Consider the following 19,511-nt stretch of genomic DNA (forward strand, 5'->3'; position numbering starts at 1 on the left):
TCGGCGGGGCTTCGTGGGCATTGAGCCGATCTTAGAGATTTCCGGCGAGGTAGCGCGTCAGAGTCGTACGCGCGCCATCGGCCCAGAGCGCCTTGAGCGCATTGGCAAAGGCCTCGACGAACGGCGCCGCGCGGCCAACATCGCCATAGATGTCTTCCATGGCTAGCCAGGCGGCAGGCGCATCCTTTGCCGCCCTGGCGGTCGTCTGCAGTCGGTCCCAGCCCGGATCATTGGGGTCGATGACGGCGCCGCTATCGGTGGTGCCGAAGCAGTAGCGGCACCAGAGAGCCGATTCCAGCGCCAGGCCGGTGACGCCCTTGCCGGCCTTCAGCCGGTCGGCGATGGTCGGGATGATGAATTTCGGCTGCCGGTTGGAGCCGTCGAGGCAAAGCCTGCGGATCGTGTCGCCAATCTTCGGATTGGAGAAGCGGTGCTCGATGAGTTGGTAATAGTCCTCCAGCACGGTGTCCGGCACCGGCGGCACGGTCGGGATGATCTCGTCGTGCTCCAGTCTGTCGAGAAAGCCGCGCACCAGCGGTTCCTGCATCGCCTCGTGGACGAAATGGATGTCCATCAGTCCCGCGGGATAGGCGATGGTCGCATGGCCGCCATTGAGGATGCGGATCTTCATCAGCTCGTAGGGCGCGACATCGCTGACGAACTGCACGCCGACCTTTTCCAGCGGCGGCCGGCCGCCGGTGAAATGATCCTCCAGCACCCATTGCTTGAACGGCTCGCAGAACACCGGCCAATTGTCGTCGAGACCGAATTCGCTCGACAGAATGCCGCGCTCACGGTCGGTGGTGGCCGGCGTAATGCGGTCGACCATGCCGTTGGGAAAGGCGACTTTCTCGCTCACCCAGGTCGCCAAATCCTCGTCGATCAGACGGGCGAGACCGATCACGCCATCGGCGGTGACATGGCCGTTGTGGGGGATGTTGTCGCAGGACATGATTGTGAAGGGCACAATGCCATCGTCGCGGCGGCGCAACAGCCCGGCAAGAATGATGCCGAACACGGTCTTCGGCATTGCTCCCGGCTGCGCATCGGCGACGATGTCGGGATGGGTCGGGTTGAACACGCCCGACGCTGGATCGATGAAGTAGCCGCCCTCGGTGATGGTCAGCGACACGATTTTGATCGCCGGATCGGCAAGGCGTTCAATGATCGCCTTTGCATCGCCCGGCATCAAGAAATCGATCATGACACCGGTGACGCGGGCGCTCATGTGGCCAGAATCCTGCTCGACCACGGTGGTCAGCCAGTCCTGTTCCTGCAGCTTGCCGCGGCCGACCTTTTCGCCGTCGAAGACACCGGCGCCGACAAGTGCCCAGTCGTGGCCGACGCCCGCATTGAACAGATCGTCGAGATAGACGGCCTGATGAGAGCGATGGAAATTGCCGACGCCGAAATGAACGATGCCGGCCTTGAGGGTGGCGCGATCGTATTTCGGGCCGGCGACCTCAGGCGGAAGCTTGGCGAGGATGGAAGAAGAGAGTTTCACGGTCATCTGCTTTTACCCTTTAGCGGGACGGCTCTTCCCCCCGTGGAGGAGACGGGGAGAAGAGCGCCTTCGCCCCCTCAACTCATCCACTGGCCGCCATCGACATTGTAGGTCTGGGCGACGATGTATTCGGCGTCGTCGCTGGCCAGGAACACCGCCATGCCGGTGAGGTCTTCCGCCGTGCCCATGCGGCCGTAAGGCACGGCTTCGCCGACCAGCCGCTTCTTCTCGCCTTTCGGCCGGTTCTCGTACTTGGCGAACAGGGCATCGACATGGTCCCAGTGCTCGCCGTCGACGACGCCCGGCGCGATGGCGTTGACGTTGATGCGGTGTTTGATCAGGTCGAGGCCGGCCGACTGGGTGAGCGAGATGACGGCAGCCTTGGTGGCGCAATAGACGGCAACCAGCGCCTCGCCGCGGCGCCCGGCCTGGCTCGCCATGTTGATGATCTTGCCGCCCTTGCCGCGTGCGATCATCGAGCGGGCGGCAGCCTGCAGCATGAACAGCGTGCCGGCGACATTGACGGAAAACAATCTGTCGTAGCTCGCCTTGCTGATCTCGACGATCGGCGCCAGGTCGAACAGAGCGGCGTTGTTGATCAGAATGTCCAGCCCGCCGGTCCTTGTCTCGACCGCCTTGACCGCCGCCTCGATCGAAGCGAGGTCGGTGACGTCGAGCTTGACCGCATAGGCTTTTGCGCCGATCTCCGAAGCCGTCCTTTCGGCGGCTTCGAGATTGACGTCGCCGATGGCGACCGTGGCGCCCTCGCGGACATAGGCTTCGGCGAACGCCCTGCCGATGCCGCGCGCCGATCCGGTGATCAGCGCCGATTTACCCTCGAGCCTCATTGCATCATCGCCTTTCCGTCGGCGCCGAAGCGGTGCAGCTTGGTCTTGTCCGGCGTCAGATAGATCGTGTCGCCGTGATGGGCGGCCAGTTCGCCGTCGGCGCGCACCGTCAGCGGCCCGACGCCGTCGGCTTGAACGTGCAAAAACGTGTCGGAGCCGAGATGCTCGGCAACACCGACCGTGGCCTTCCATTCGCCTGAAGTCGTCGAGATGTTCATATGCTCGGGACGGATGCCGACGGTCTTGGCGCCATGTTTGGCAGCCGGGGCGCCTTCGATCAGGTTCATCTTGGGCGAGCCGATGAAGCCGGCAACGAACAGGTTCTTCGGCGTCTTGTAGAGCTCCATCGGCGAGCCGACCTGTTCGATGTTGCCGGCGTTGAGCACGACGATCTTGTCGGCCATGGTCATCGCCTCGACCTGATCGTGGGTGACGTAGATCATCGTCGTCTTGAGCTGATGATGCAGCTCGCTGATCTCCAGCCGCATGGTGCCGCGCAGCGCAGCGTCAAGGTTGGACAAAGGTTCGTCGAACAGGAAAGCCGATGGCTGGCGCACGATGGCGCGGCCGATGGCGACGCGCTGACGCTGACCGCCGGAGAGCTGGCCGGGGCGGCGATCGAGATAATTGGTGAGGTTCAGGATGCGCGCCGCGTCCTTCACCTTCCGATCGATGGTCGCCTGGTCCTCTCCCGCCATCTTCAGCGGGAAGGCGATATTCTTGGCCACGGTCATATGAGGGTAGAGCGCATAGGACTGGAACACCATGGCCAGCTTGCGCTTGGCCGGGGCCTCACCGGTGACGTCGCGGCCGTCGATGTTGATGGTGCCGGCGGTGGTGTCCTCCAGCCCGGCGATCAGCCGCAGCAGCGTGGACTTGCCGCAGCCCGACGGGCCGACGAAGACGACGAACTCGCCGTTCTCGATGACCAGGTCGATGCCCGGAATGATGATAGTCGACCCGAACGACTTGGAGACGTGCTTGAGCGTGATGTTTCCCATGGTTTCCTCCCCGAGGGGTTATTGTCCGTCGTTCATCGCTTGCGGCGGTGTTACTTTACGGCGCCAAACGTCAGGCCGCGCACCAGCTGCTTCTGGCTGAACCAACCCATGATCAGGATCGGGGCGATCGCCAGCGTCGAGGCGGCGGAAAGCTTGGCCCAGAACAACCCTTGAGGGCTTGAGAAGGAACTGATGAAGGCGGTGAGCGGGGCGGCCTCGGTGGTTGTCAGCCGGATCGTCCAGAACGCCTCGTTCCATGCCAGGATGATGTTGAGCAGCATCGTAGAAGCGATGCCCGGTACCGCCATCGGCGTCAGCACATAGACGATCTCGTTCCAGAGCGATGCGCCATCCATGCGCGCCGCTTCCAGGATCTCGCCCGGAATTTCGCGGAAGTAGGTGTAGAGCATCCAAACCACGATCGGCAGGTTGATCAGCATCAGCATGAGCATCAGGCCGACGCGGCTGTCGAGCAATCCGGTATCGCGGAAGATCAGGTAGATCGGGAACAGCACGGCAACCGCCGGCATCATCTTGGTGGAAAGCATCCACATCAGGATGTCCTTGGTCCACTTGCCCGGCGAGAACGCCATCGACCAGGCCGCCGGTATGGCGACGAGCAGAGCCAGGATGGTCGAGCCGACCGACAGGAACACCGAGTTGAGGAAGAACTTGAAGTAGCCGCTCTGCGCCTCGACCGCGGTATAGCTCTCCGTGGTTCCCGACGGAAACAGGTTGAAGCCCTGGATGGCCTCCTGCTCCGACTTGAACGAGGTGATGATCGTGTAGAGGATCGGGAAGAAGATCAGCAGGGCGACGATCCAGGCGGCCGCGGTCGCGATCGTCTTGTGCTGAGTGCTGACTGCACGTGCCATCGTTTCCTCCCTTATTTGTCCAGGTTCTTGCCGACCGCGCGCATGGCGAAGAAGGCGACGATGTTGGCGAGAATGACGGCGATTATACCGCCGGCGGACGCCTGGCCGATTTTGAACTCCAGCAGTGCCTTCTGGTAGACGAGGAAGGGCAGGTTGGTAGAAGCGTAACCTGGGCCACCATTGGTGGTGACGAGGATCTCGGCATAGACCGACAGAAGGAAGATCGTCTGGATCAGAATGACGACGGTGATGGCGCGCGACATGTGCGGCAGCGTCAAATAGATGAAGCGGCTGACGAAGCCGGCGCCGTCCATCTCGGCGGCTTCCTTCTGCTCGCCGTCGAGCGACTGCAGTGAGGTTAAAAGGATCAGCGTCGCAAACGGCAGCCACTGCCAGGCGACGATGATGATGATCGCGGTGAGCGGATACTGCCCGAACCAGTCGATCGGCTGCCCGCCGAAGAAACGCGCAATATCGGCAAAGACGCCGTATTGCGGATGCATGATCATGTTCTTCCAGACAAGTGCGGCCACCGGCGGCATGACGAAGAACGGCGAGATGACGAGGATGCGGACTATGCCCTGTCCCCACATCGGCTGATCGATCAGGAGAGCCAGCAGGATGCCGCCGATCACCGTGATCAAAAGCACGCTGACCACGAGGGCAAGCGTGTTGAGGATCGACTGCAGGAAGGCCGGATTGGAGTAGAAAAGGGCGTAGTTCGAGAAGCCGACGAACCCGTCGCGGATCGGATTGAGCGGATTGTACTGCTGGAAGGAGAACCACAGGGTGAATGCCAGTGGCACGATCATCCAGACGAACAGCAGCACCACGGATGGCGCCATCATGAAGCGGGCAAGCGAACGGGTCTGCTGAGTAGCCATGACGGTCACCCTTCAAAGGTCAGCCAAATTTTCAGGGTTGTGAAGGCGGCCGCCCGAACTGGGATTCGGGCGGCCCTTGCCGGCCATGATGGGCAGCCGGCGTTCGGCACCGGGAGGAGCCTACTGGATATAACCGCCCTCGGTCATCGTTGCGGTGGCAGCGTCCTGGGCCTGCTTCAGGGCATCGTCGACGCTCGACTGGCCGGCGAGTGCGGCCGAGAACAGCTGGCCGACGGTGGTGCCAAGGCCCTGGAACTCAGGGATGGCGACGAACTGGACACCGACATAGGGCACCGGCTTGACGGTCGGATGCGTCGGATCGGCGGCGTTGATCGAGTCCAGCGTCATCTTGGCGAAGGGCGCTGCCTTCTGGTATTCGGGGTTGGCGTAGAGCGAAGAGCGTGTTCCGGGCGGAGCATTGGCCCAGCCTTCCTTCGAGGCAACGAGTTCGGCGTAAGCCTTGCTGGTCGCCCAGGACACGAACTTCTGTGCCGAATCTGCCTTCTGCGTGCCGGCGGGAATGGCCAGCGACCAGGCCCACAGCCAGTTGCCGCGCTTGCCCAAGCCATTGTCGGGCGCCAGCGCATAGCCGACCTTGTCGGCGACGGTTGAGGCCTTCGGGTCGGAAACGAAGGAGGCGGCGACGGTGGCATCGATCCACATGCCGCACTTGCCCTGCTGGAACAGCGCCAGGTTTTCATTGAAGCCGTTCGAAGATGCGCCCTCCGGGCCGTTGGCCTTCATCAGGTCGACATAGAACTGCAGCGTGTTCTTCCATTCGGGCTGGTCGAATTGCGGCTTCCAGTTCTCATCGAACCAGCGTGCGCCGAAGGAGTTCGACATGGCGGTCAGGAAAGCCATGTTCTCGCCCCAGCCGGCCTTGCCGCGCAGGCAGACGCCGTTCACGCCGCTGGCGCGATCGGTCATCTTCTCGGCGGCCTGCTTGATGAAGTCCCAGGTCGGCGCGTCGGGCATGGTCAGCCCGGCCTTCTCCATCAGGTCCTTGCGGTACATGACGAAGGAGCTTTCGCCGTAGAACGGTGCCGCATAAAGCTTGCCGTCGACCGAGAGGCCACCGGCGATGGCCGGGATGATGTCCTTGACGTCATAGTCGTCGCCGAGCTTGTCGAGCGGCAGCAGCCAGCTCTGCTTGGCCCAGATCGGAACCTCATAGGTGCCGATGGTCATCACGTCGTACTGGCCGCCCTTGGTGGCGATGTCGGTGGTGACGCGCTCGCGCAGCACGTTCTCCTCGAGCGTGACCCACTGGAGCTGGATGTCGGGATTCTTGGCGGTGAAGTCGTCGGTCAGCGTCTGCATGCGGACCATATCGCCATTGTTGACGGTGGCGATGGTGATGGATTCGGCCTGCGCGGCGAACGCAAATGCGCTGGCGGACAACAGACCCAGGGTGAGCGTGCGCAGTTTCATCAAATTCCTCCCATAAACCAAGCTGAGCATTTGCCTTGGATGTGAGCAATTACTCACCTTGCGTGATTTATGTCAAGCCGGATTCGATGCTGCAGCGCAGCACGCAGCCTCGTGCGGCGTCCGGTTCAGGAAGCTTACGGGGATATTTCAAGCCGGCTAGGATGGGTCGCGACCCCGCGAAATGTCGGATTTTTCGGCACACACTTGATTGGATAAATTGCCGACCTATTGACCGGCAATCTCGGCCAGGATCCATTCGCGAAAAGCGCGGATCTTCGGCACGTTGCGCCGCGCCTGGGGATAGACCAGCCAATAGGCATGGCCGTCGTCGCCGACCAGATCGAAAGGCTGGATCAGGCGACCGTCGGCAAGCTCGGCCTTGAAAAGAGCGGCTGTCACGATCGCCACGCCCTGCCCGGCAATCGCGGCGTTCGCCTCGTAGGCCTGCGCGCCCATGCTGGTGCCGGGGCGCTTGGCGAGTTCCTCGACCGGCAGGCCGGCGGCGATAAACCAGTCCCGCCACCAGATGTCGCCGGGGTCGAGGATCGGCAGGCGCAACAGATCGGCAGGCTCCTTCACCCCGCCGATGGTCGCCGCGAGTTTCGGGCTCAGCATCGGTGTGAAGTCCGCATTGAAAAGCTTGTGCACCTCGACGCCCGGCCAGTTTCCGCCGCCCGAGCGGATGGCGATATCGATATCCTCGCGGGCGAAATCGACGAGGCGGTTCGATGTATCGAGGCGCACCGCCAGCGATGGATGCGCGACCTGGAACGAGCCGAGATGCTGCGCCAGCCAGTTCGAGGCAAAGGTCAGCAGCGTCGAGACACAGAGCACGCCGTCGGCGCCGCTGCGCGCGGCAGCATAGGCTCCACCCAACAGGGCGAACGCCTCGCTGACCGCAGGCGCCATGCGCTGCCCCGCCTCGGTCAGCACGATCTGCCTTGGCCGGCGCAGGAACAGAGGCGCCCCGACGCGCTCCTCCAGCAGCTTGATCTGATAGCTCGCCGCCGCCTGCGTCATGCCGAGCTCGCCGGCGGCCTTGGTGAAGGAAAGGTGCCGCGCCACCGCCTCGAACACCCGGATCGCCTGGAGCGGAGGGAGCTGGGAGACCTGCCGTGGCTTGAGTTCAGGCATAAGCCCTCCTTATGGGCCGTGATCGACGTTTGATTGGCAGCAAGGGCCGATCCGACCGATATTTGAGGTCGACGATCATTCTCGTCTACAGCGACGCGCGTCCTTTTGGACGCGCAAAGGACGCTGTAGCACTTTTGATTTTGCGCATGATCCTTTCCGAAAATCGAATATCGATTTTCGGAGTCATGCGCCAGACATAACGAAGGCTGACGATCATGACCATTGTACAGGAAAAGCTATTTTCGACGCCCGGCCAAGGCTGGTTTTTGCGGCTGGCGCGTGGGTTGGCTCGGCACGGAGCCAGGAAACGGGCCTATCTCGACATCAGGGAATTGCCACCGCATCTACAGCGCGACATGGGTTTTCTCGATGGCAACGATCCTTGTGGCCGGCACAAATAGCCTTGCTGGACTTATCCCTGATCAGCTGGCCGCCAGCAAAGCGGCGGCGGTCCGCTCGTCGGTGATGAGGCCGTTGACCAGCCGCCGATTGACAGCCGCAAGGATGCCCGGCAGCTTCCGCTCGCCCATGGCGAGCGCGATCACCAGCGATTTTTCACGCGACGGCAACGATGCCGACGACACCCTGTCATTGGTGATGCCCTCGATCATCCGGCCCTCGCGATCGAACACCCAGCCGACGATCTCGGCGACACCGCCGGCCTTTTGCAGCGCTTTCAATTCACTCTCCGAAATGAAGCCATCCTCATAAAGCGGCGCCTTCGGGCCGAGATCGCCGATGCCGACGAAGGTGACGTCGGCTTCCGCGGCAAGCGCCAATGTCGGTTGGATCATCGGCTGGCTGAGCAGCATCTCGCGCTCCGCCGGCGAGGAGGCGATGACCGGCAGCGGCATTGGGAAGGACCGCGCCTTGACCCTGTCGGCCATGGTGAAGATGACGTTGTAGAAGGCCGCCGAACCGTCGGGCGAGATGTTGCCGGTCAACGACACAATTTTGTGCTGCGGGCATTCCATCGGCGGCAGCTGCTCGATCGCCGCCTTCAGCGTGCGGCCGGTGCCGATCGCCATGACGATCGGCGTCGGCGAGCGCAACCGTCTTTCGATCTCGGCAGCCGCCGCCACGGCGACGCCGATGGTGGAGGAGGAAGCGGGATCGCTCGGCACCACCTCGACCAGATCGAGCGCGAAGCGCGATTTCAGCCGGGCCGCGAGGTCGAGGCAATTGGCGATCGGGTGGTCGACACGGACCTTGATAAGCCCTTCCGACACCGCCAGCGACACCAGCCGCTGCGCCGTCTGCCGTGAGACGCCGAGCGTCGAGGCAATCTGGTCCTGCGTGTTGCCGGCGACATAATAGAGCCAGCCGGCGCGCGCCGCGTCGTCCAGCCTGTTGCCGCCGCTATCCTGCCGGGAATTCAACTTGCTGCCTCCCTGCCCCCGAGCATCGAGGCGGGAGCGCCTTACTTTTACGGCGAAATGCGCTTGTGCGCAATTGCCTACCGCCAGAGCAATTGCTTAGGTAAGCGCTCGATGTGCCTGTGGTGCTTCGAGTGGATAATTGTAGCCAAACAATTTTTGAAGGCGGCAATTTTTGAACTCCCGTAATGCCGGTGCAGGCAGGCGCGGCGGTTTATCTCCCGACGCAAACCCTTTAAGGGACTCGGACAAAGGAGCCTCGCATGACGCCGAAAGCGGTTTTCTGGGACATGGACGGCACGCTGGTCGACAGCGAGCCATTGCACGAGGCGGCGCTGATAGCAGCGCTGCACAGCGTCGGCATCGCGGCGCCGCCCAACCTGCATGAGCGGGTGCTCGGCATTGCCGCATGGCCGGTCTACGAAATGCTGCGCGACGAGTTCGGCCTCGACCTGCCCTTCGACGATTGGATCGTGCGTAAATACGACCACTATTTGCCGATGGCCGAGACGCTGAAGCCGCGCCCCGGCGCGATCGAGATCTATAACGAGCTGCGCGCGCTTGGCGTGGCGCAAGCGGTGGTCTCCAATTCCGACCGGCTGGTCGTCGACGCCAATCTGCGCATGGTCGGTCTTTTCTATCCCGGCATGAAGACGGTCAGCCGCAACGACGTGCGCGAAGGCAAGCCGCATGCCGAACCGTTCCTGCGCGCCGCATGGCTGGCCGGTGTCGATCCGGCCGATGCCGTGGCCGTCGACGATAGCGTGACCGGCGCCACGGCGGGGCTGGCGGCGGGAATGAGGACGATTTTCTGGCCGGAAGTGCCCATGGAAGGGCCGCCCGGTGCGATCGTCATCAACAGCGCCGACGAATTGCGGGCTGAGCTGGGGCTTCCATTTTAAGCATGATCCTACCCGAAAACCGGTTTCCACTTTTCGGGATCATGCTGGACATCAGTGCCGGTAGACCGGCTCCTGCTCGTCGAGGATCGCCTTCAATTCGGAAAGGTGCCGCTCGGCCTGGCCGGGATAGTCCTCCTGCTCCGTTGCTGCCTTCTCCGCGATTTCATCCGACAGGACCCGCAGCGGGCGGCCGGTCCACAGCGCTTTGATGTAGGTCTCGGCGGCGCGTTCGAAATAGAACATGCGGTTGAAGGTGTCGGCGACGCTATCGCCGATGACCAGCACGCCATGGTTGCCCATGACCATCACCTTGACCTTCGGATCGGTGAGCAGCTGCGAGCAGCGTTCGCCCTCTTCCTCGAAGGCGAGCCCGCCATAATGGCCGTCGACGACGTGACGGTTGAAGAAGATTGCCGAGTTCTGGTCGATCGGCGGCAGCGTCGAGTCGGCGAGCGAAGCGAGCACCGTGGCGTGGATCGAGTGGACATGCATGACGCAGCGCGCATGACGCACATTGCGATGGATGGCGCCATGCAGGCCCCATGCCGTCGGGTCGGGTGCATTCGGGCCGGAGAGCGTGCCGGGATCGTTGGCGTCGATCAGCAGCAGGTCGCTCGCCTTGATGCGTGAGAAATGCATCTGGTTGGGATTCATCAGGAATTGCGAGCCGTCATCGTTGACGGCCAGCGAGAAATGATTGGCCACCGCCTCGTGCATGTCGAGCCGTGCCGTCCAGCGGAAGGCGCAAGCCAGATCGACGCGCTCCTCGTAGAAGGGCAGGTTGGTCAGCATTTCCTTCTGCAGGCGGGCGATGCTCATCGAAAACCTCCGTGAAAGAAACAAGGATGCCGCGCGCCGCGGATGCGCGCAACCGGTTTCGGTTGGTGCAGACGAGCACTTTGCCTCACGCCGCAGTGCTTCTGGCGGCGTCGACCCTAAGCCCGCCATGCTCGACGATGAAATCGATCACCTCCTGCAGCCCCTTGCCGCGCGACAGATCGGTGAAGCCGAACGGCCGCTTGCCGCGCATGCGGGCGGCATCGCTCTCCATGACGTCGAGATTGACGTTCACATAAGGCGCGAGATCGCTCTTGTTGATGACCAGGAAGTCGGATCGCGTGATCGCCGGTCCGCCCTTGCGCGGGATCTCCTCGCCCTGGCAGACCGAGATGACGTAGAGCGTCAGATCGGCGAGGTCGGGGGAAAACGTGGCGGCAAGATTGTCGCCGCCCGATTCGATGAAGACGATATCGAGATCCGGGAATTTTTTGGTCATCTCGGCGATCGCCTGCAGATTGATCGAGGCGTCCTCGCGGATGGCGGTGTGCGGGCAGCCGCCGGTTTCGACGCCCATGATGCGATCCTCGGGCAGCGCCTGAAGCCGGGCCAGCATCATGGCATCTTCCTTGGTATAGATATCGTTGGTGACCACGGCGATGGAGAACTCGTCGCGCAGCGCCTTGCAGAGCTTTTCGGTGAGCGTTGTCTTGCCGGAGCCGACGGGGCCGCCGATGCCGATGCGAAGAGGACCGTTGGCTTGTGTCATCTGGGGAACTCCGTGATGGCAAGAATGGCAAAGCCGAGCCCGATCAACAGGCACAGCGGCGAATAATAGCTGACATCGAGCCGCGCGAAAGGCTGTTCGGGCGCCAGCCGACGCCACCAGGGCGTAAAACCGGCAATGCCGCGCGCCAGGAAGACCAGCGCGATGAGCATCGCTGTGGCGGCGAGCCCAGCCTTGGGAAAGGGCGTGGCAAACACGCCTTCGAGTGCCATCGGCCACAGCGTCGCCAGGCCGAGACAGGCAGCAACGGCAAAGCTGGCGAAGGGCGCCGGCATTTCGTCGACGCCACGGAAGCCGACCACCGCGCGGGCGCAGGAGGCAGCGTCCCTGCCTGGCCAGATCCCGCCAATACCCCAATAGACATGCAGCGTGGTGATCAGCAGCAGAACGAGCGAGAGCGCGAAGGCAAGGACGATCATGAGCGGAACAGCCGGGAATACTGGGTTTCGTGCTTCATCGCCATGATGTCGGAGACGAAGGCGCAGCCGCCGAGGTCGTCAAGCTCCGAATTGGAGGCACGGGACGCCGTCGCCAACGCCAGCGGCTCGAAGCCGGCGAGCAGCGCGGTGGCGCCGCTCTGGCCAACGACGCCAAGCCTGATCGCGGCCTGGACCAGATTGGAGAAGAGGGCCTGCAGGAAGGCGGAGAGCGCATCCTGCAGGGCAATGGCGTTGCCGCCAGAAACGGCGCCGACGGCGACGCAATAGGCGCACTCGGCCGGCAGACGGTCCAGCACCTGACACGGCCAGGCCGATGCCGCCTTCAGGAAGGCGGCACCCTGCAGCATGGTCTCGGCATGGCGCTCGCGCGAGCCGGCCAGGGCCTCGGCAAGTGCGGCGATTTCGGCGAGATTGCCAGCCTCGCGGGCGCGCCGCCAGCTTTCGGCAAACAGCACGGCATCGTTCCAGCCCGAGCCCATCTCGACCAGCGTCTCCAGCCATGCGGCAAGGTCTTTGCTGTCGGCAACCAGCCCGGCATGCACGGCTTGTTCGAGACCATGGCTGTAGGAAAAGCCGCCAACCGGGAAGGCAGGCGACAGCCACGCCATCAGCCGCAGCAAAGCGATGCTGGAAGGCTGGTCAGTCATGGTCGTGGGAATGGCTATGGGAATGCGATTCGCTATGGGTATGGGAATGCGCTTCGGCGTGGCTGTGTGCATGCGCCTCGGCATGAGCATGGCCATGGCCGCCATGCCCGGAATAGGCGCCGCGCACCGGCTTGAACGGCTCGGAAACGTCGCTCACGGTCGCACCCAGCCCTTCCAGCATCGCCTTGATGACATGGTCGCGCAGGATGAGGATGCGGTTAGCCTCGATGGCGGCGGCAAGATGCCGGTTGCCGATATGCCAGGCAAGCTCGGCCAGATGGACAGGGCCGCTGGCACGGATATCGTAGAGCGGTTCCTCGGCCGCAATGATCTCGATATGGCGGCCATCCTCCAGCACCAGCCGGTCGCCATCGTTCAAGGCAACCGGCTCGGGCAGGTCGACCAGCACCTTGTCGCCGCCTGAAGTTTCTATGGCGCGGCGGCGCAGATGCCGCTCGTCATGGGCAAGCACGGCACGATCATATGGCGTGACCGCTCCCGCTTGGCCGGCGGCGAGCACCGAGACGGCGCGCGGAAATTTGGTGAAGTCGGTGTGGATGTTGAGCTTCATGTAAAAACCTGCCTTTCCAAAAAGCCTAGACCATCCCGAACATCGGCCCAATGCCAGCGCATGCCCCGAATTCGATTTCGGAAAGGATCATGCGTCAAATCAAGTTTCTACAGCGTCCTTTACGCCTCCGAAAGGACGCGCGGCACTGTAGTCAGACGATCGTGTCGAAGAGCCGCAGGATAAACGATATCTGGTAGATGAGGGCGGCGGCGACAAAGGCGATGTGGAAGCGGCGATCGCGGACAAGCATCGCAATGACGCAAAGCGCCACGAAAACCGGCGTACGGAACAAATATTCAACGCCGAAGCGGGCGAAATGCTCGGGCCCTTTCAGCAGCGTATCGATCACGTCGAGCAGATAGGTCGCCGCCAGCAGGCCGAAGAACCAGGCGCGGCGCGAATAGAAAAAATCCTCGTAGCTGGTGTAGTCCAGCATCGAGTCCGGAAACAGCAGCGCGCAGAGCATGAACAGCGTGACCGCGTAGAAGATGATGAACAGGTACTTGCCGAAGGTCCAGGTCTCGATCTGGAACAGGCCGAACTCCCACCACCAGAAATGCACCAGCATCAAGAGCACCGACACAACCCAGGCCAGATGCACCGGATAGAGCCGGTATTGGCCCGGATGCTGGACGATGCGGGCCAGCCCCGACAGCAGCCGCGTGACGCCAAGGCCGATCACCATGCCCATGACGATGCGGATGTGCGGGAAGATGTCGTGGGCGTAAGGGAGTTGCTGGTTCATTAGCTACCCCTTGGCAAGGAACACGCTAAAGAAGAAGCCAGCTAATCCCGCAGGAAATCGCCCATCGAAAGTGGGTTGCCCGGCCAAAATCGTTCATCGAGCGCCTGCTTGGATGTGAATGGAGGTTCGCCTGGAAAGTGAGATTTCCTGAGACCCGTTTCCCTGACCGCGACAAGCACCGCATGCCCGTAAGCCTGGTCGAAAATCTGAGCCGGGTATCGGCGAAGACTCGGGCTGTCTTTGATGATGTTTCCGATCCAGATGCGCTGTTCGGAAATTGACGACTGCCAACTATGACTTCGATGGCCCGGTTGGAATTCCCATTTTAGGAGATGTGCAAGCAGCACCTCCATCCGACTGCGAATTTCTCTTTTGTCACTTCTCCCCAAACTCTCGATCTCCTCGGCAAGATTCTCACGATCGAGGTCGGAGAAACGACCTTCGCGCAACAACGCGCCTTGCTCGGCGCACCACTGGACGTAGTCCGCTTCGTAGGGAGTGAGGGCCCTGAGACGATCAATCCTGTTCATGAGCCCATCATGCCCCAATTTCGAGACAATCGCAAAACGGCACGTGAGAGCCTAGGACAACTGAGGCATCGATATTTGACGCTCAGCCGCCAAGGCGATGGTAAGGGATCAAAACAAAAAGTACCTTTGCGCCATCGGCAGCACCGTGGCCGGTTCGCAGGTGAGCAATTCGCCGTCGGCGCGCACCTCGTAGGTTTCGGGGTCGACTTCGACATGCGGGGTGGCGTCGTTGAGCACCATCGAATGCTTGCCGATGCCGCCGCGGGTGTTCTCGACGGCGACCATCTGCTTGTCGACGCCGAGCCGGCCGCGCAGGCCGGCATCGTGCGCCGCCCGTGAGACAAAAGTCACCGACGAATTGGTCATCGCCTTGCCATAGGCGCCGAACATCGGCCGGTAGTGCATGGGCTGCGGTGTCGGGATCGAGGCGTTGGGATCGCCCATCGGGGCGGCGGCGATCATGCCGCCGATCAGCACCATCTCAGGCTTGACGCCGAAGAAGGCCGGGTTCCACAGCACCAGATCGGCGCGCTTGCCGACCGCCACCGAGCCGATCTCGTTCGACAGGCCGTGGGCGATGGCCGGGTTGATCGTGTATTTGGCGATGTAGCGGCGGACGCGGAAATTGTCGTTGCCGCCGGTCTCCTGCGGCAGCGAACCACGCTGGCGCTTCATCTTGTCGGCGGTCTGCCAGGTGCGGATCGCCACTTCGCCAACGCGACCCATCGCCTGGCTGTCGGACGAGATGATCGAGAAGGCGCCGATGTCGTGCAAAATGTCTTCGGCGGCGATGGTCTCCTTGCGGATGCGGCTTTCGGCAAAGGCGATGTCTTCGGGGATCGACGGCGACAGATGATGGCAGACCATCAGCATGTCGAGATGCTCGGCCAGCGTGTTGACGGTGTAGGGCCGGGTCGGATTGGTCGAGGACGGGATGACGTTGGGCAGCCCGCAAACCTTGATAATATCGGGCGCATGGCCGCCGCCGGCGCCTTCGGTGTGGAAGGCGTGGATGGTGCGGCCCTTGATCGCCGCGACCGTGTTCTCGACAAAGCCGGATTCGTTCAGGGTGTCGGTGTGGATCATCACCTGCACGTCGTAGTTGTCGGCGACCGACAGGCAGCAGTCGATTGCCGCGGGCGTTGTGCCCCAGTCCTCATGCAACTTCAGCGAGCAGGCACCGCCCAGCACCATCTCTTCAAGCGCGGCCGGCAAGGACGCGTTGCCCTTGCCCGACAGGCCGATGTTCATCGGGAAGGCGTCGAAGGACTGGATCATGCGCGCCAGATGCCACGGCCCAGGCGTGCAGGTCGTCGCCAGCGTGCCATGCGCCGGTCCGGTGCCGCCGCCGAGCATGGTGGTGATGCCTGACATCAGCGCCTCCTCGATCTGCTGCGGGCAGATGAAATGGATATGCGCGTCGAAGCCGCCGGCAGTGAGGATCTTGCCTTCGCCGGCGATGATCTCGGTGCCGGGGCCGATGATGATGGTGACGCCGTTCTGCATGTCCGGATTGCCGGCCTTGCCGATCGCGGCGATGCGTCCGTCCTTGAGGCCGATATCGGCCTTGAAGATGCCGCCTGACGCATCGACAACCAGTGCATTGGTGATGACGGTGTCGACCGCGCCTTGGGCGCGGGATACCTGGCTCTGGCCCATGCCGTCGCGGATGACCTTGCCGCCGCCGAATTTCACCTCTTCGCCATGAAGGGTGAAATCCTTTTCGACCTCGATGAACAGTTCGGTATCGGCAAGCCGCACCTTGTCGCCGACGGTCGGGCCGTACATCTGGGCATAGGCGGCGCGGGTGATTCTAGCCATCAGCGATTGCTCCCGAAATACGGCAAAAAACACAGCCGGTCGAAGCCCGGCCCCACATTGTCGCCATCCTATGGTCACGCAATGACCCGCTGAGCGACACCTTCCGATCCCATTTAACGTTTGAGGTGGCCGGGTCACCCCAAAACGACCGTTCGCCAATCGATGGAAAGGAAGATCCATGCGCAAAACGATAAGTCTCGCAGCCGCCGCCACCCTCCTGCTCGCGACCGCTGCCAGCGCCCAGCAACAGCCGGCGCCGCAACCCGGCGAGCCGCCGGCTTCGCCCGCTCCCGCGGCACCCGGCGCCCAGCCGGAAGCGCCGGCGATTCAGACCGTCAACGTCGTCGACATCGAAGAACTGCCGGAGGAAACGAAGACGAAGGTCAACGAAGTGATCGCCAAGCGCGGCGAGGACGGGCTGCAGAAATTGCGCAGCTCGATTGACGCGACGCCCCAGGTCAAGTCCGCGCTGGAAGCCAAGGGACTCACCTCGGCGCAAGTGATCGCCGCCAGCATGGATGCCAACGGCTCGCTGACCTTGATCACCAAGAAAGCGAGCTGACGATACGCTGTGGCGGGCCGGCACAAGGCCGGCCTGCCGCATCGGGGAGGGAACCTTCGCAGGGCAGAATACGTTTCGACTTTTTGGCGTAGTAACGAGTCTCGAAAGAGTCTCTGAAAGCGAGCGATGGCGATCACCACCTTCCCCGACACCAGATGGCTGCATATGATTGCCGCCACTGCGTTTCTCGCGGCGAGCGTTCCCCAGGCCGCTCTGAATGCACAGGGTCTGGAAGGCCCGGATACGGTCAACAAGATCATCGGCTCGGAGGTCGGCCAGGAAGAGACCAACACGGCTGTGGAAGCCGGCAAAGTCGCCACGGCGATCGACCGGACGCGTGAAAACATCGGTACGGTGCGCAAGACATCCAAGCTCGACAAAGTCGATATCGTGTTCCTCACCGACGCCGCGCGCACGGAAGGCGGTCTGCCGCCGGCGATAGCAAGCAAGGTCGAGCAGCATCAGGACGACATTGCGGAACTGCGCGAGGAGATCGAGGCGAACGCATTGCTGTTCAACGCCATCGACTCTCGACGCGTGCTGACCGAAGACGTTCTCGCCGTGGAATTCGATGATCCTGGCAAGGTCGTCATCTACGCCGCGGCCAAGCCGCCCAGCTGAGCGGAAACTGCTCGACGCGCTGGATCTCACAGCGCGCCCATGATCTTCTGCTGGAACCCGTAGACCTCCCGCTTGCCGCCGAGCGGCACCAAAGTGACGTCGCGCTCCTGGCCGGGCTCGAAGCGCGTCGCCGTGCCGGCGGCGATGTCGAGGCGCATGCCCCGCGCCTTGTCGCGATCGAATTTCAGCCCCTCATTGGTCTCGAAGAAGTGGTAGTGGCTGCCGACCTGGACCGGCCGGTCGCCGCTGTTGGCCACTTTCATGGTGACGGTCGGCTGGCCCTTGTTGAGTTCGATCTCGCCGCCTGCCGTGATGATTTCGCCCGGGATCATCGCCAGCCTCACAGCACGCCGAAGGCGAGACCGGCGGCGAGAAGCAGGATCGCCGAGAGCGACGTGCGTTTGATCGTTGCGGGGACCATCGATATGCCTTCCGTTGTCAGGATCGTGCCGTCACGCGGCCTTGCGGGCCGGGCCGCAGCCTTCGGCCTTGAGGACGCGCTTTGTCGAGGCGGGATGTTTCGTCAGCATCGCTGCCGGGCGGATCGGGCGCGCTGAAAAATTGCCGCCGCAATTCGGGCAGACGCCGCCCAGCACGTTTGCCGCGCAGTCGGCGCAGAAGGTACACTCAAAGGTGCAGATCAGCGCATCCGTCGCCTCAGGCGGCAGGTCCTTGTCGCAGCATTCGCAGTTGGGGCGCAGTTCAAGCATCTTTCCTCTCCTCACCTTATCGGTTCGTGCACGGTCACCAGCTTGGTGCCGTCGGGAAACGTCGCCTCGACCTGGACGTCGTGGATCATCTCGGCGATGCCCTCCATCACCTGCGCGCGGGTGACGACATGGGCGCCGGCCTCCATTAGCTCGGCGACCTGGCGGCCGTCGCGGGCGCCCTCGACGACGAAGTCGGTGATCAGGGCGATCGCCTCCGGGTGATTGAGTTTGACGCCGCGTTCGAGCCGCTTGCGCGCCACAATCGCCGCCATGGCGATGAGCAGCTTGTCCTTTTCCCTTGGCGTCAGGTTCATGCGTATCCCAGGAATGACATAATCGGAATCAGAGTGACCATAATTTGGGCAGACCCGCCCGTCCGTTGAGCAATTCGACGAGCGGAACCAGCCGCTTGCGGAGCTGGTAGCCGTCCTCGGCAAACAGCCTCGCAAGAAGCTTGCCAGATTTCTTCACGCTCCAGACGCTGGCGTCGCCCTGGCCGCCGATAATGTCCCGGGCCGGATCGAGAAAAGCCTCCACCCGCGGCGAGATCATCAGCACCGTCGCCATGGCGATGGCGCCGCCGGCCACGGCGGAACGGCCCAGAATGGCGGCAATGCCGGGCCCGATGCGGAAATCCTCGGCATGAACAAGGGCTCCGTCCTGGCTGACCCGCCAGCGGTCGTGGAAGCTGCCATGCGCCGCGCGTTCGCCCATGGCGAGGCGGCCGAAGACGGTCGCCTCGAGCACCAGCGCCTCGGCACCGGCGGCAAGCTCCAGGTCGAGCCTGCGGGCAAAGGCCGATCGATCAAAGACGATGGTTTCCTGCGGCAGCCAGGCGATGCGGCCGCCGGCGCCGACGGTCAGCTTCACCCGCACCTCGGCGCGATCGGATGCGGCGCGGTAAACCTTCTCGCAGGCCTGGGTGGTTATGGTGGCGGAGGCGCCGGCGCCGACTTCGACCTCCCAGCCGAGGCGGTCGCCGCCGGTCAGCCCGCCGGCGGTGTTGATCAGGACGGCTTCGAGCGGATCGGCCGAGACGGCAGGCATGCGGATCTTGGCGGAACCATCCTGATAAAGCCGCCGAAGACGCGTGCGGCCGCCATCCTTGTCACAAGCAAGCCGCGCCGTTCCGGCGACGCGCTGGGCCGACGGCACAAAGGTCAGGCCACGTTCGATCATATCCATGTCCATGGCGCCAACGTTAAGCACTCCGCCGGCTTTGTCGACATATAGCTTGTTGCTTGACAACGTTTCGGTTTCTATAGAGGAGCCGTCTTGGTACGGTCACACAGCGCCCAGCGGGATAAAAGGCGATGATGACGATTTGAGCCTGGGGAAAAACAGG

At 62.8% G+C, this 19,511-nt stretch carries 24 protein-coding genes; 4 read left to right on the plus strand and 20 right to left on the minus strand.

Going from position 1 to position 19,511, the window contains the following annotated elements; genetic code table 11:
* Window positions 1-31: 31 nt before the first annotated feature.
* The 7 genes from IHQ72_RS02620 to gcvA all read right to left on the minus strand — a co-directional run bounded on the left by IHQ72_RS02620 (window position 32) and on the right by gcvA (window position 7,677).
* Window positions 32-1,510 carry a mannitol dehydrogenase family protein gene (locus IHQ72_RS02620; RefSeq protein WP_258121018.1) on the minus strand — a complete coding sequence of 493 codons (1,479 nt, stop codon included), beginning with the start codon at window positions 1,508-1,510 and terminating at the stop codon, window positions 32-34.
* Between the two features lie 71 nt (window positions 1,511-1,581).
* Window positions 1,582-2,352 carry an L-iditol 2-dehydrogenase gene (locus IHQ72_RS02625; protein ID WP_258121019.1) on the minus strand — a complete coding sequence of 257 codons (771 nt, stop codon included), beginning with the start codon at window positions 2,350-2,352 and terminating at the stop codon, window positions 1,582-1,584.
* Complete coding sequence (locus tag IHQ72_RS02630) at window positions 2,349-3,353, minus strand: ABC transporter ATP-binding protein (protein WP_258121020.1); 1,005 nt, start codon at window positions 3,351-3,353, stop codon at window positions 2,349-2,351. The genes IHQ72_RS02625 and IHQ72_RS02630 overlap by 4 nt, the downstream gene beginning before the upstream one ends.
* A 50-nt stretch (window positions 3,354-3,403) precedes the next feature.
* Window positions 3,404-4,228 carry a carbohydrate ABC transporter permease gene (locus IHQ72_RS02635; RefSeq protein ID WP_258121021.1) on the minus strand — a complete coding sequence of 275 codons (825 nt, stop codon included), beginning with the start codon at window positions 4,226-4,228 and terminating at the stop codon, window positions 3,404-3,406.
* An 11-nt stretch (window positions 4,229-4,239) separates the two neighbouring features.
* Window positions 4,240-5,112 (minus strand): carbohydrate ABC transporter permease, encoded by an 873-nt coding sequence (locus IHQ72_RS02640; protein WP_258121022.1) that lies wholly within the window; start codon window positions 5,110-5,112, stop codon window positions 4,240-4,242.
* A 120-nt stretch (window positions 5,113-5,232) separates the two neighbouring features.
* Window positions 5,233-6,543: an ABC transporter substrate-binding protein gene (locus IHQ72_RS02645; protein ID WP_258121023.1), complete on the minus strand. Its 1,311-nt coding sequence runs from the start codon at window positions 6,541-6,543 to the stop codon at window positions 5,233-5,235.
* A gap of 225 nt (window positions 6,544-6,768) precedes the next feature.
* Complete coding sequence (gene gcvA, locus IHQ72_RS02650) at window positions 6,769-7,677, minus strand: transcriptional regulator GcvA (protein WP_258121024.1); 909 nt, start codon at window positions 7,675-7,677, stop codon at window positions 6,769-6,771.
* Window positions 7,678-7,892: 215 nt separating this feature from the next.
* Between gcvA and IHQ72_RS02655 the strand changes: the two genes are divergently transcribed.
* Entirely contained in the window at window positions 7,893-8,078 is a 186-nt protein-coding gene (locus IHQ72_RS02655; protein ID WP_258121025.1) for a hypothetical protein, read from the plus strand.
* Window positions 8,079-8,099: 21 nt separating this feature from the next.
* Here IHQ72_RS02655 and IHQ72_RS02660 read toward each other — a convergent pair whose 3' ends face one another.
* On the minus strand, window positions 8,100-9,056 hold the full coding sequence (locus IHQ72_RS02660; protein ID WP_258121026.1) for a sugar-binding transcriptional regulator: 957 nt from the start codon (window positions 9,054-9,056) through the stop codon (window positions 8,100-8,102).
* Between the two features lie 260 nt (window positions 9,057-9,316).
* On the opposite strand from IHQ72_RS02660, the gene IHQ72_RS02665 reads away from it, so the two are divergent.
* Window positions 9,317-9,955 (plus strand): HAD family hydrolase, encoded by a 639-nt coding sequence (locus IHQ72_RS02665; RefSeq protein ID WP_258121027.1) that lies wholly within the window; start codon window positions 9,317-9,319, stop codon window positions 9,953-9,955.
* A gap of 51 nt (window positions 9,956-10,006) precedes the next feature.
* On the opposite strand, the gene IHQ72_RS02670 is transcribed toward IHQ72_RS02665, so the two are convergent.
* The 8 genes from IHQ72_RS02670 to ureC form a co-directional block, all read right to left on the minus strand.
* The gene (locus IHQ72_RS02670; protein ID WP_258121028.1) at window positions 10,007-10,774 is read right to left on the minus strand and encodes a class II aldolase and adducin N-terminal domain-containing protein; all 768 of its coding nucleotides are present in this window, start codon (window positions 10,772-10,774) and stop codon (window positions 10,007-10,009) included.
* An 85-nt stretch (window positions 10,775-10,859) separates the two neighbouring features.
* Entirely contained in the window at window positions 10,860-11,501 is a 642-nt protein-coding gene (gene ureG / locus IHQ72_RS02675; protein WP_258121029.1) for an urease accessory protein UreG, read from the minus strand.
* On the minus strand, window positions 11,498-11,938 hold the full coding sequence (locus tag IHQ72_RS02680; RefSeq protein ID WP_258121030.1) for a DUF3995 domain-containing protein: 441 nt from the start codon (window positions 11,936-11,938) through the stop codon (window positions 11,498-11,500). The genes ureG and IHQ72_RS02680 overlap by 4 nt, the downstream gene beginning before the upstream one ends.
* A complete protein-coding gene (locus IHQ72_RS02685; RefSeq protein WP_258121031.1) occupies window positions 11,935-12,606 on the minus strand; it encodes an urease accessory protein UreF in 672 nt (223 codons plus the stop codon). The genes IHQ72_RS02680 and IHQ72_RS02685 overlap by 4 nt, the downstream gene beginning before the upstream one ends.
* Window positions 12,599-13,177 carry an urease accessory protein UreE gene (locus IHQ72_RS02690; RefSeq protein ID WP_258121032.1) on the minus strand — a complete coding sequence of 193 codons (579 nt, stop codon included), beginning with the start codon at window positions 13,175-13,177 and terminating at the stop codon, window positions 12,599-12,601. Before IHQ72_RS02690 ends, IHQ72_RS02685 begins: the two co-directional genes overlap by 8 nt.
* Window positions 13,178-13,328: 151 nt before the next feature.
* Entirely contained in the window at window positions 13,329-13,922 is a 594-nt protein-coding gene (locus tag IHQ72_RS02695; RefSeq protein WP_258121033.1) for a hypothetical protein, read from the minus strand.
* 41 nt (window positions 13,923-13,963) lie between these two features.
* Window positions 13,964-14,452: a DUF29 domain-containing protein gene (locus IHQ72_RS02700; RefSeq protein ID WP_258121034.1), complete on the minus strand. Its 489-nt coding sequence runs from the start codon at window positions 14,450-14,452 to the stop codon at window positions 13,964-13,966.
* Between the two features lie 108 nt (window positions 14,453-14,560).
* Entirely contained in the window at window positions 14,561-16,273 is a 1,713-nt protein-coding gene (gene ureC / locus IHQ72_RS02705) for an urease subunit alpha (protein ID WP_374120327.1), read from the minus strand.
* Between the two features lie 178 nt (window positions 16,274-16,451).
* Between ureC and IHQ72_RS02710 the strand changes: the two genes are divergently transcribed.
* The gene (locus IHQ72_RS02710) at window positions 16,452-16,835 is read left to right on the plus strand and encodes a hypothetical protein (protein ID WP_258121036.1); all 384 of its coding nucleotides are present in this window, start codon (window positions 16,452-16,454) and stop codon (window positions 16,833-16,835) included.
* 126 nt (window positions 16,836-16,961) lie between these two features.
* Entirely contained in the window at window positions 16,962-17,456 is a 495-nt protein-coding gene (locus IHQ72_RS02715) for a hypothetical protein (RefSeq protein ID WP_258121037.1), read from the plus strand.
* A 26-nt stretch (window positions 17,457-17,482) separates the two neighbouring features.
* Here IHQ72_RS02715 and IHQ72_RS02720 read toward each other — a convergent pair whose 3' ends face one another.
* The 4 genes from IHQ72_RS02720 to IHQ72_RS02735 all read right to left on the minus strand — a co-directional run bounded on the left by IHQ72_RS02720 (window position 17,483) and on the right by IHQ72_RS02735 (window position 19,351).
* Entirely contained in the window at window positions 17,483-17,788 is a 306-nt protein-coding gene (locus IHQ72_RS02720) for an urease subunit beta (RefSeq protein WP_258121038.1), read from the minus strand.
* A 120-nt stretch (window positions 17,789-17,908) separates the two neighbouring features.
* Entirely contained in the window at window positions 17,909-18,166 is a 258-nt protein-coding gene (locus IHQ72_RS02725; protein WP_258121039.1) for a DUF1272 domain-containing protein, read from the minus strand.
* 11 nt (window positions 18,167-18,177) lie between these two features.
* Entirely contained in the window at window positions 18,178-18,480 is a 303-nt protein-coding gene (locus IHQ72_RS02730; RefSeq protein ID WP_023801505.1) for an urease subunit gamma, read from the minus strand.
* Window positions 18,481-18,508: 28 nt separating this feature from the next.
* Window positions 18,509-19,351, minus strand: coding sequence for an urease accessory protein UreD (locus IHQ72_RS02735; protein ID WP_258121040.1), 843 nt, complete (start codon window positions 19,349-19,351; stop codon window positions 18,509-18,511).
* Between the last annotated feature and the right edge of the window lie 160 nt (window positions 19,352-19,511).

Source organism: Mesorhizobium onobrychidis, from assembly GCF_024707545.1.
Lineage (GTDB): Bacteria > Pseudomonadota > Alphaproteobacteria > Rhizobiales > Rhizobiaceae > Mesorhizobium > Mesorhizobium onobrychidis.

What these genes read in the sequence shown, in the direction of transcription:
- IHQ72_RS02620 (WP_258121018.1), bottom strand. Translation starts at nt 1,510, where the DNA reads ATGACCGTGAAACTCTCTTCTTCCATCCTCGCCAAGCTTCCGCCTGAG.
- IHQ72_RS02625 (WP_258121019.1), bottom strand. Translation starts at nt 2,352, where the DNA reads ATGAGGCTCGAGGGTAAATCGGCGCTGATCACCGGATCGGCGCGCGGC.
- IHQ72_RS02630 (WP_258121020.1), bottom strand. Translation starts at nt 3,353, where the DNA reads ATGGGAAACATCACGCTCAAGCACGTCTCCAAGTCGTTCGGGTCGACT.
- IHQ72_RS02635 (WP_258121021.1), bottom strand. Translation starts at nt 4,228, where the DNA reads ATGGCACGTGCAGTCAGCACTCAGCACAAGACGATCGCGACCGCGGCC.
- IHQ72_RS02640 (WP_258121022.1), bottom strand. Translation starts at nt 5,112, where the DNA reads ATGGCTACTCAGCAGACCCGTTCGCTTGCCCGCTTCATGATGGCGCCA.
- IHQ72_RS02645 (WP_258121023.1), bottom strand. Translation starts at nt 6,543, where the DNA reads ATGAAACTGCGCACGCTCACCCTGGGTCTGTTGTCCGCCAGCGCATTT.
- gcvA (WP_258121024.1), bottom strand. Translation starts at nt 7,677, where the DNA reads ATGCCTGAACTCAAGCCACGGCAGGTCTCCCAGCTCCCTCCGCTCCAG.
- IHQ72_RS02655 (WP_258121025.1), top strand. Translation starts at nt 7,893, where the DNA reads ATGACCATTGTACAGGAAAAGCTATTTTCGACGCCCGGCCAAGGCTGG.
- IHQ72_RS02665 (WP_258121027.1), top strand. Translation starts at nt 9,317, where the DNA reads ATGACGCCGAAAGCGGTTTTCTGGGACATGGACGGCACGCTGGTCGAC.
- IHQ72_RS02670 (WP_258121028.1), bottom strand. Translation starts at nt 10,774, where the DNA reads ATGAGCATCGCCCGCCTGCAGAAGGAAATGCTGACCAACCTGCCCTTC.
- ureG (WP_258121029.1), bottom strand. Translation starts at nt 11,501, where the DNA reads ATGACACAAGCCAACGGTCCTCTTCGCATCGGCATCGGCGGCCCCGTC.
- IHQ72_RS02680 (WP_258121030.1), bottom strand. Translation starts at nt 11,938, where the DNA reads ATGATCGTCCTTGCCTTCGCGCTCTCGCTCGTTCTGCTGCTGATCACC.
- IHQ72_RS02685 (WP_258121031.1), bottom strand. Translation starts at nt 12,606, where the DNA reads ATGACTGACCAGCCTTCCAGCATCGCTTTGCTGCGGCTGATGGCGTGG.
- IHQ72_RS02690 (WP_258121032.1), bottom strand. Translation starts at nt 13,177, where the DNA reads ATGAAGCTCAACATCCACACCGACTTCACCAAATTTCCGCGCGCCGTC.
- IHQ72_RS02695 (WP_258121033.1), bottom strand. Translation starts at nt 13,922, where the DNA reads ATGAACCAGCAACTCCCTTACGCCCACGACATCTTCCCGCACATCCGC.
- IHQ72_RS02700 (WP_258121034.1), bottom strand. Translation starts at nt 14,452, where the DNA reads ATGAACAGGATTGATCGTCTCAGGGCCCTCACTCCCTACGAAGCGGAC.
- ureC (WP_374120327.1), bottom strand. Translation starts at nt 16,273, where the DNA reads ATGGCTAGAATCACCCGCGCCGCCTATGCCCAGATGTACGGCCCGACC.
- IHQ72_RS02710 (WP_258121036.1), top strand. Translation starts at nt 16,452, where the DNA reads ATGCGCAAAACGATAAGTCTCGCAGCCGCCGCCACCCTCCTGCTCGCG.
- IHQ72_RS02715 (WP_258121037.1), top strand. Translation starts at nt 16,962, where the DNA reads ATGGCGATCACCACCTTCCCCGACACCAGATGGCTGCATATGATTGCC.
- IHQ72_RS02720 (WP_258121038.1), bottom strand. Translation starts at nt 17,788, where the DNA reads ATGATCCCGGGCGAAATCATCACGGCAGGCGGCGAGATCGAACTCAAC.
- IHQ72_RS02725 (WP_258121039.1), bottom strand. Translation starts at nt 18,166, where the DNA reads ATGCTTGAACTGCGCCCCAACTGCGAATGCTGCGACAAGGACCTGCCG.
- IHQ72_RS02730 (WP_023801505.1), bottom strand. Translation starts at nt 18,480, where the DNA reads ATGAACCTGACGCCAAGGGAAAAGGACAAGCTGCTCATCGCCATGGCG.
- IHQ72_RS02735 (WP_258121040.1), bottom strand. Translation starts at nt 19,351, where the DNA reads ATGGATATGATCGAACGTGGCCTGACCTTTGTGCCGTCGGCCCAGCGC.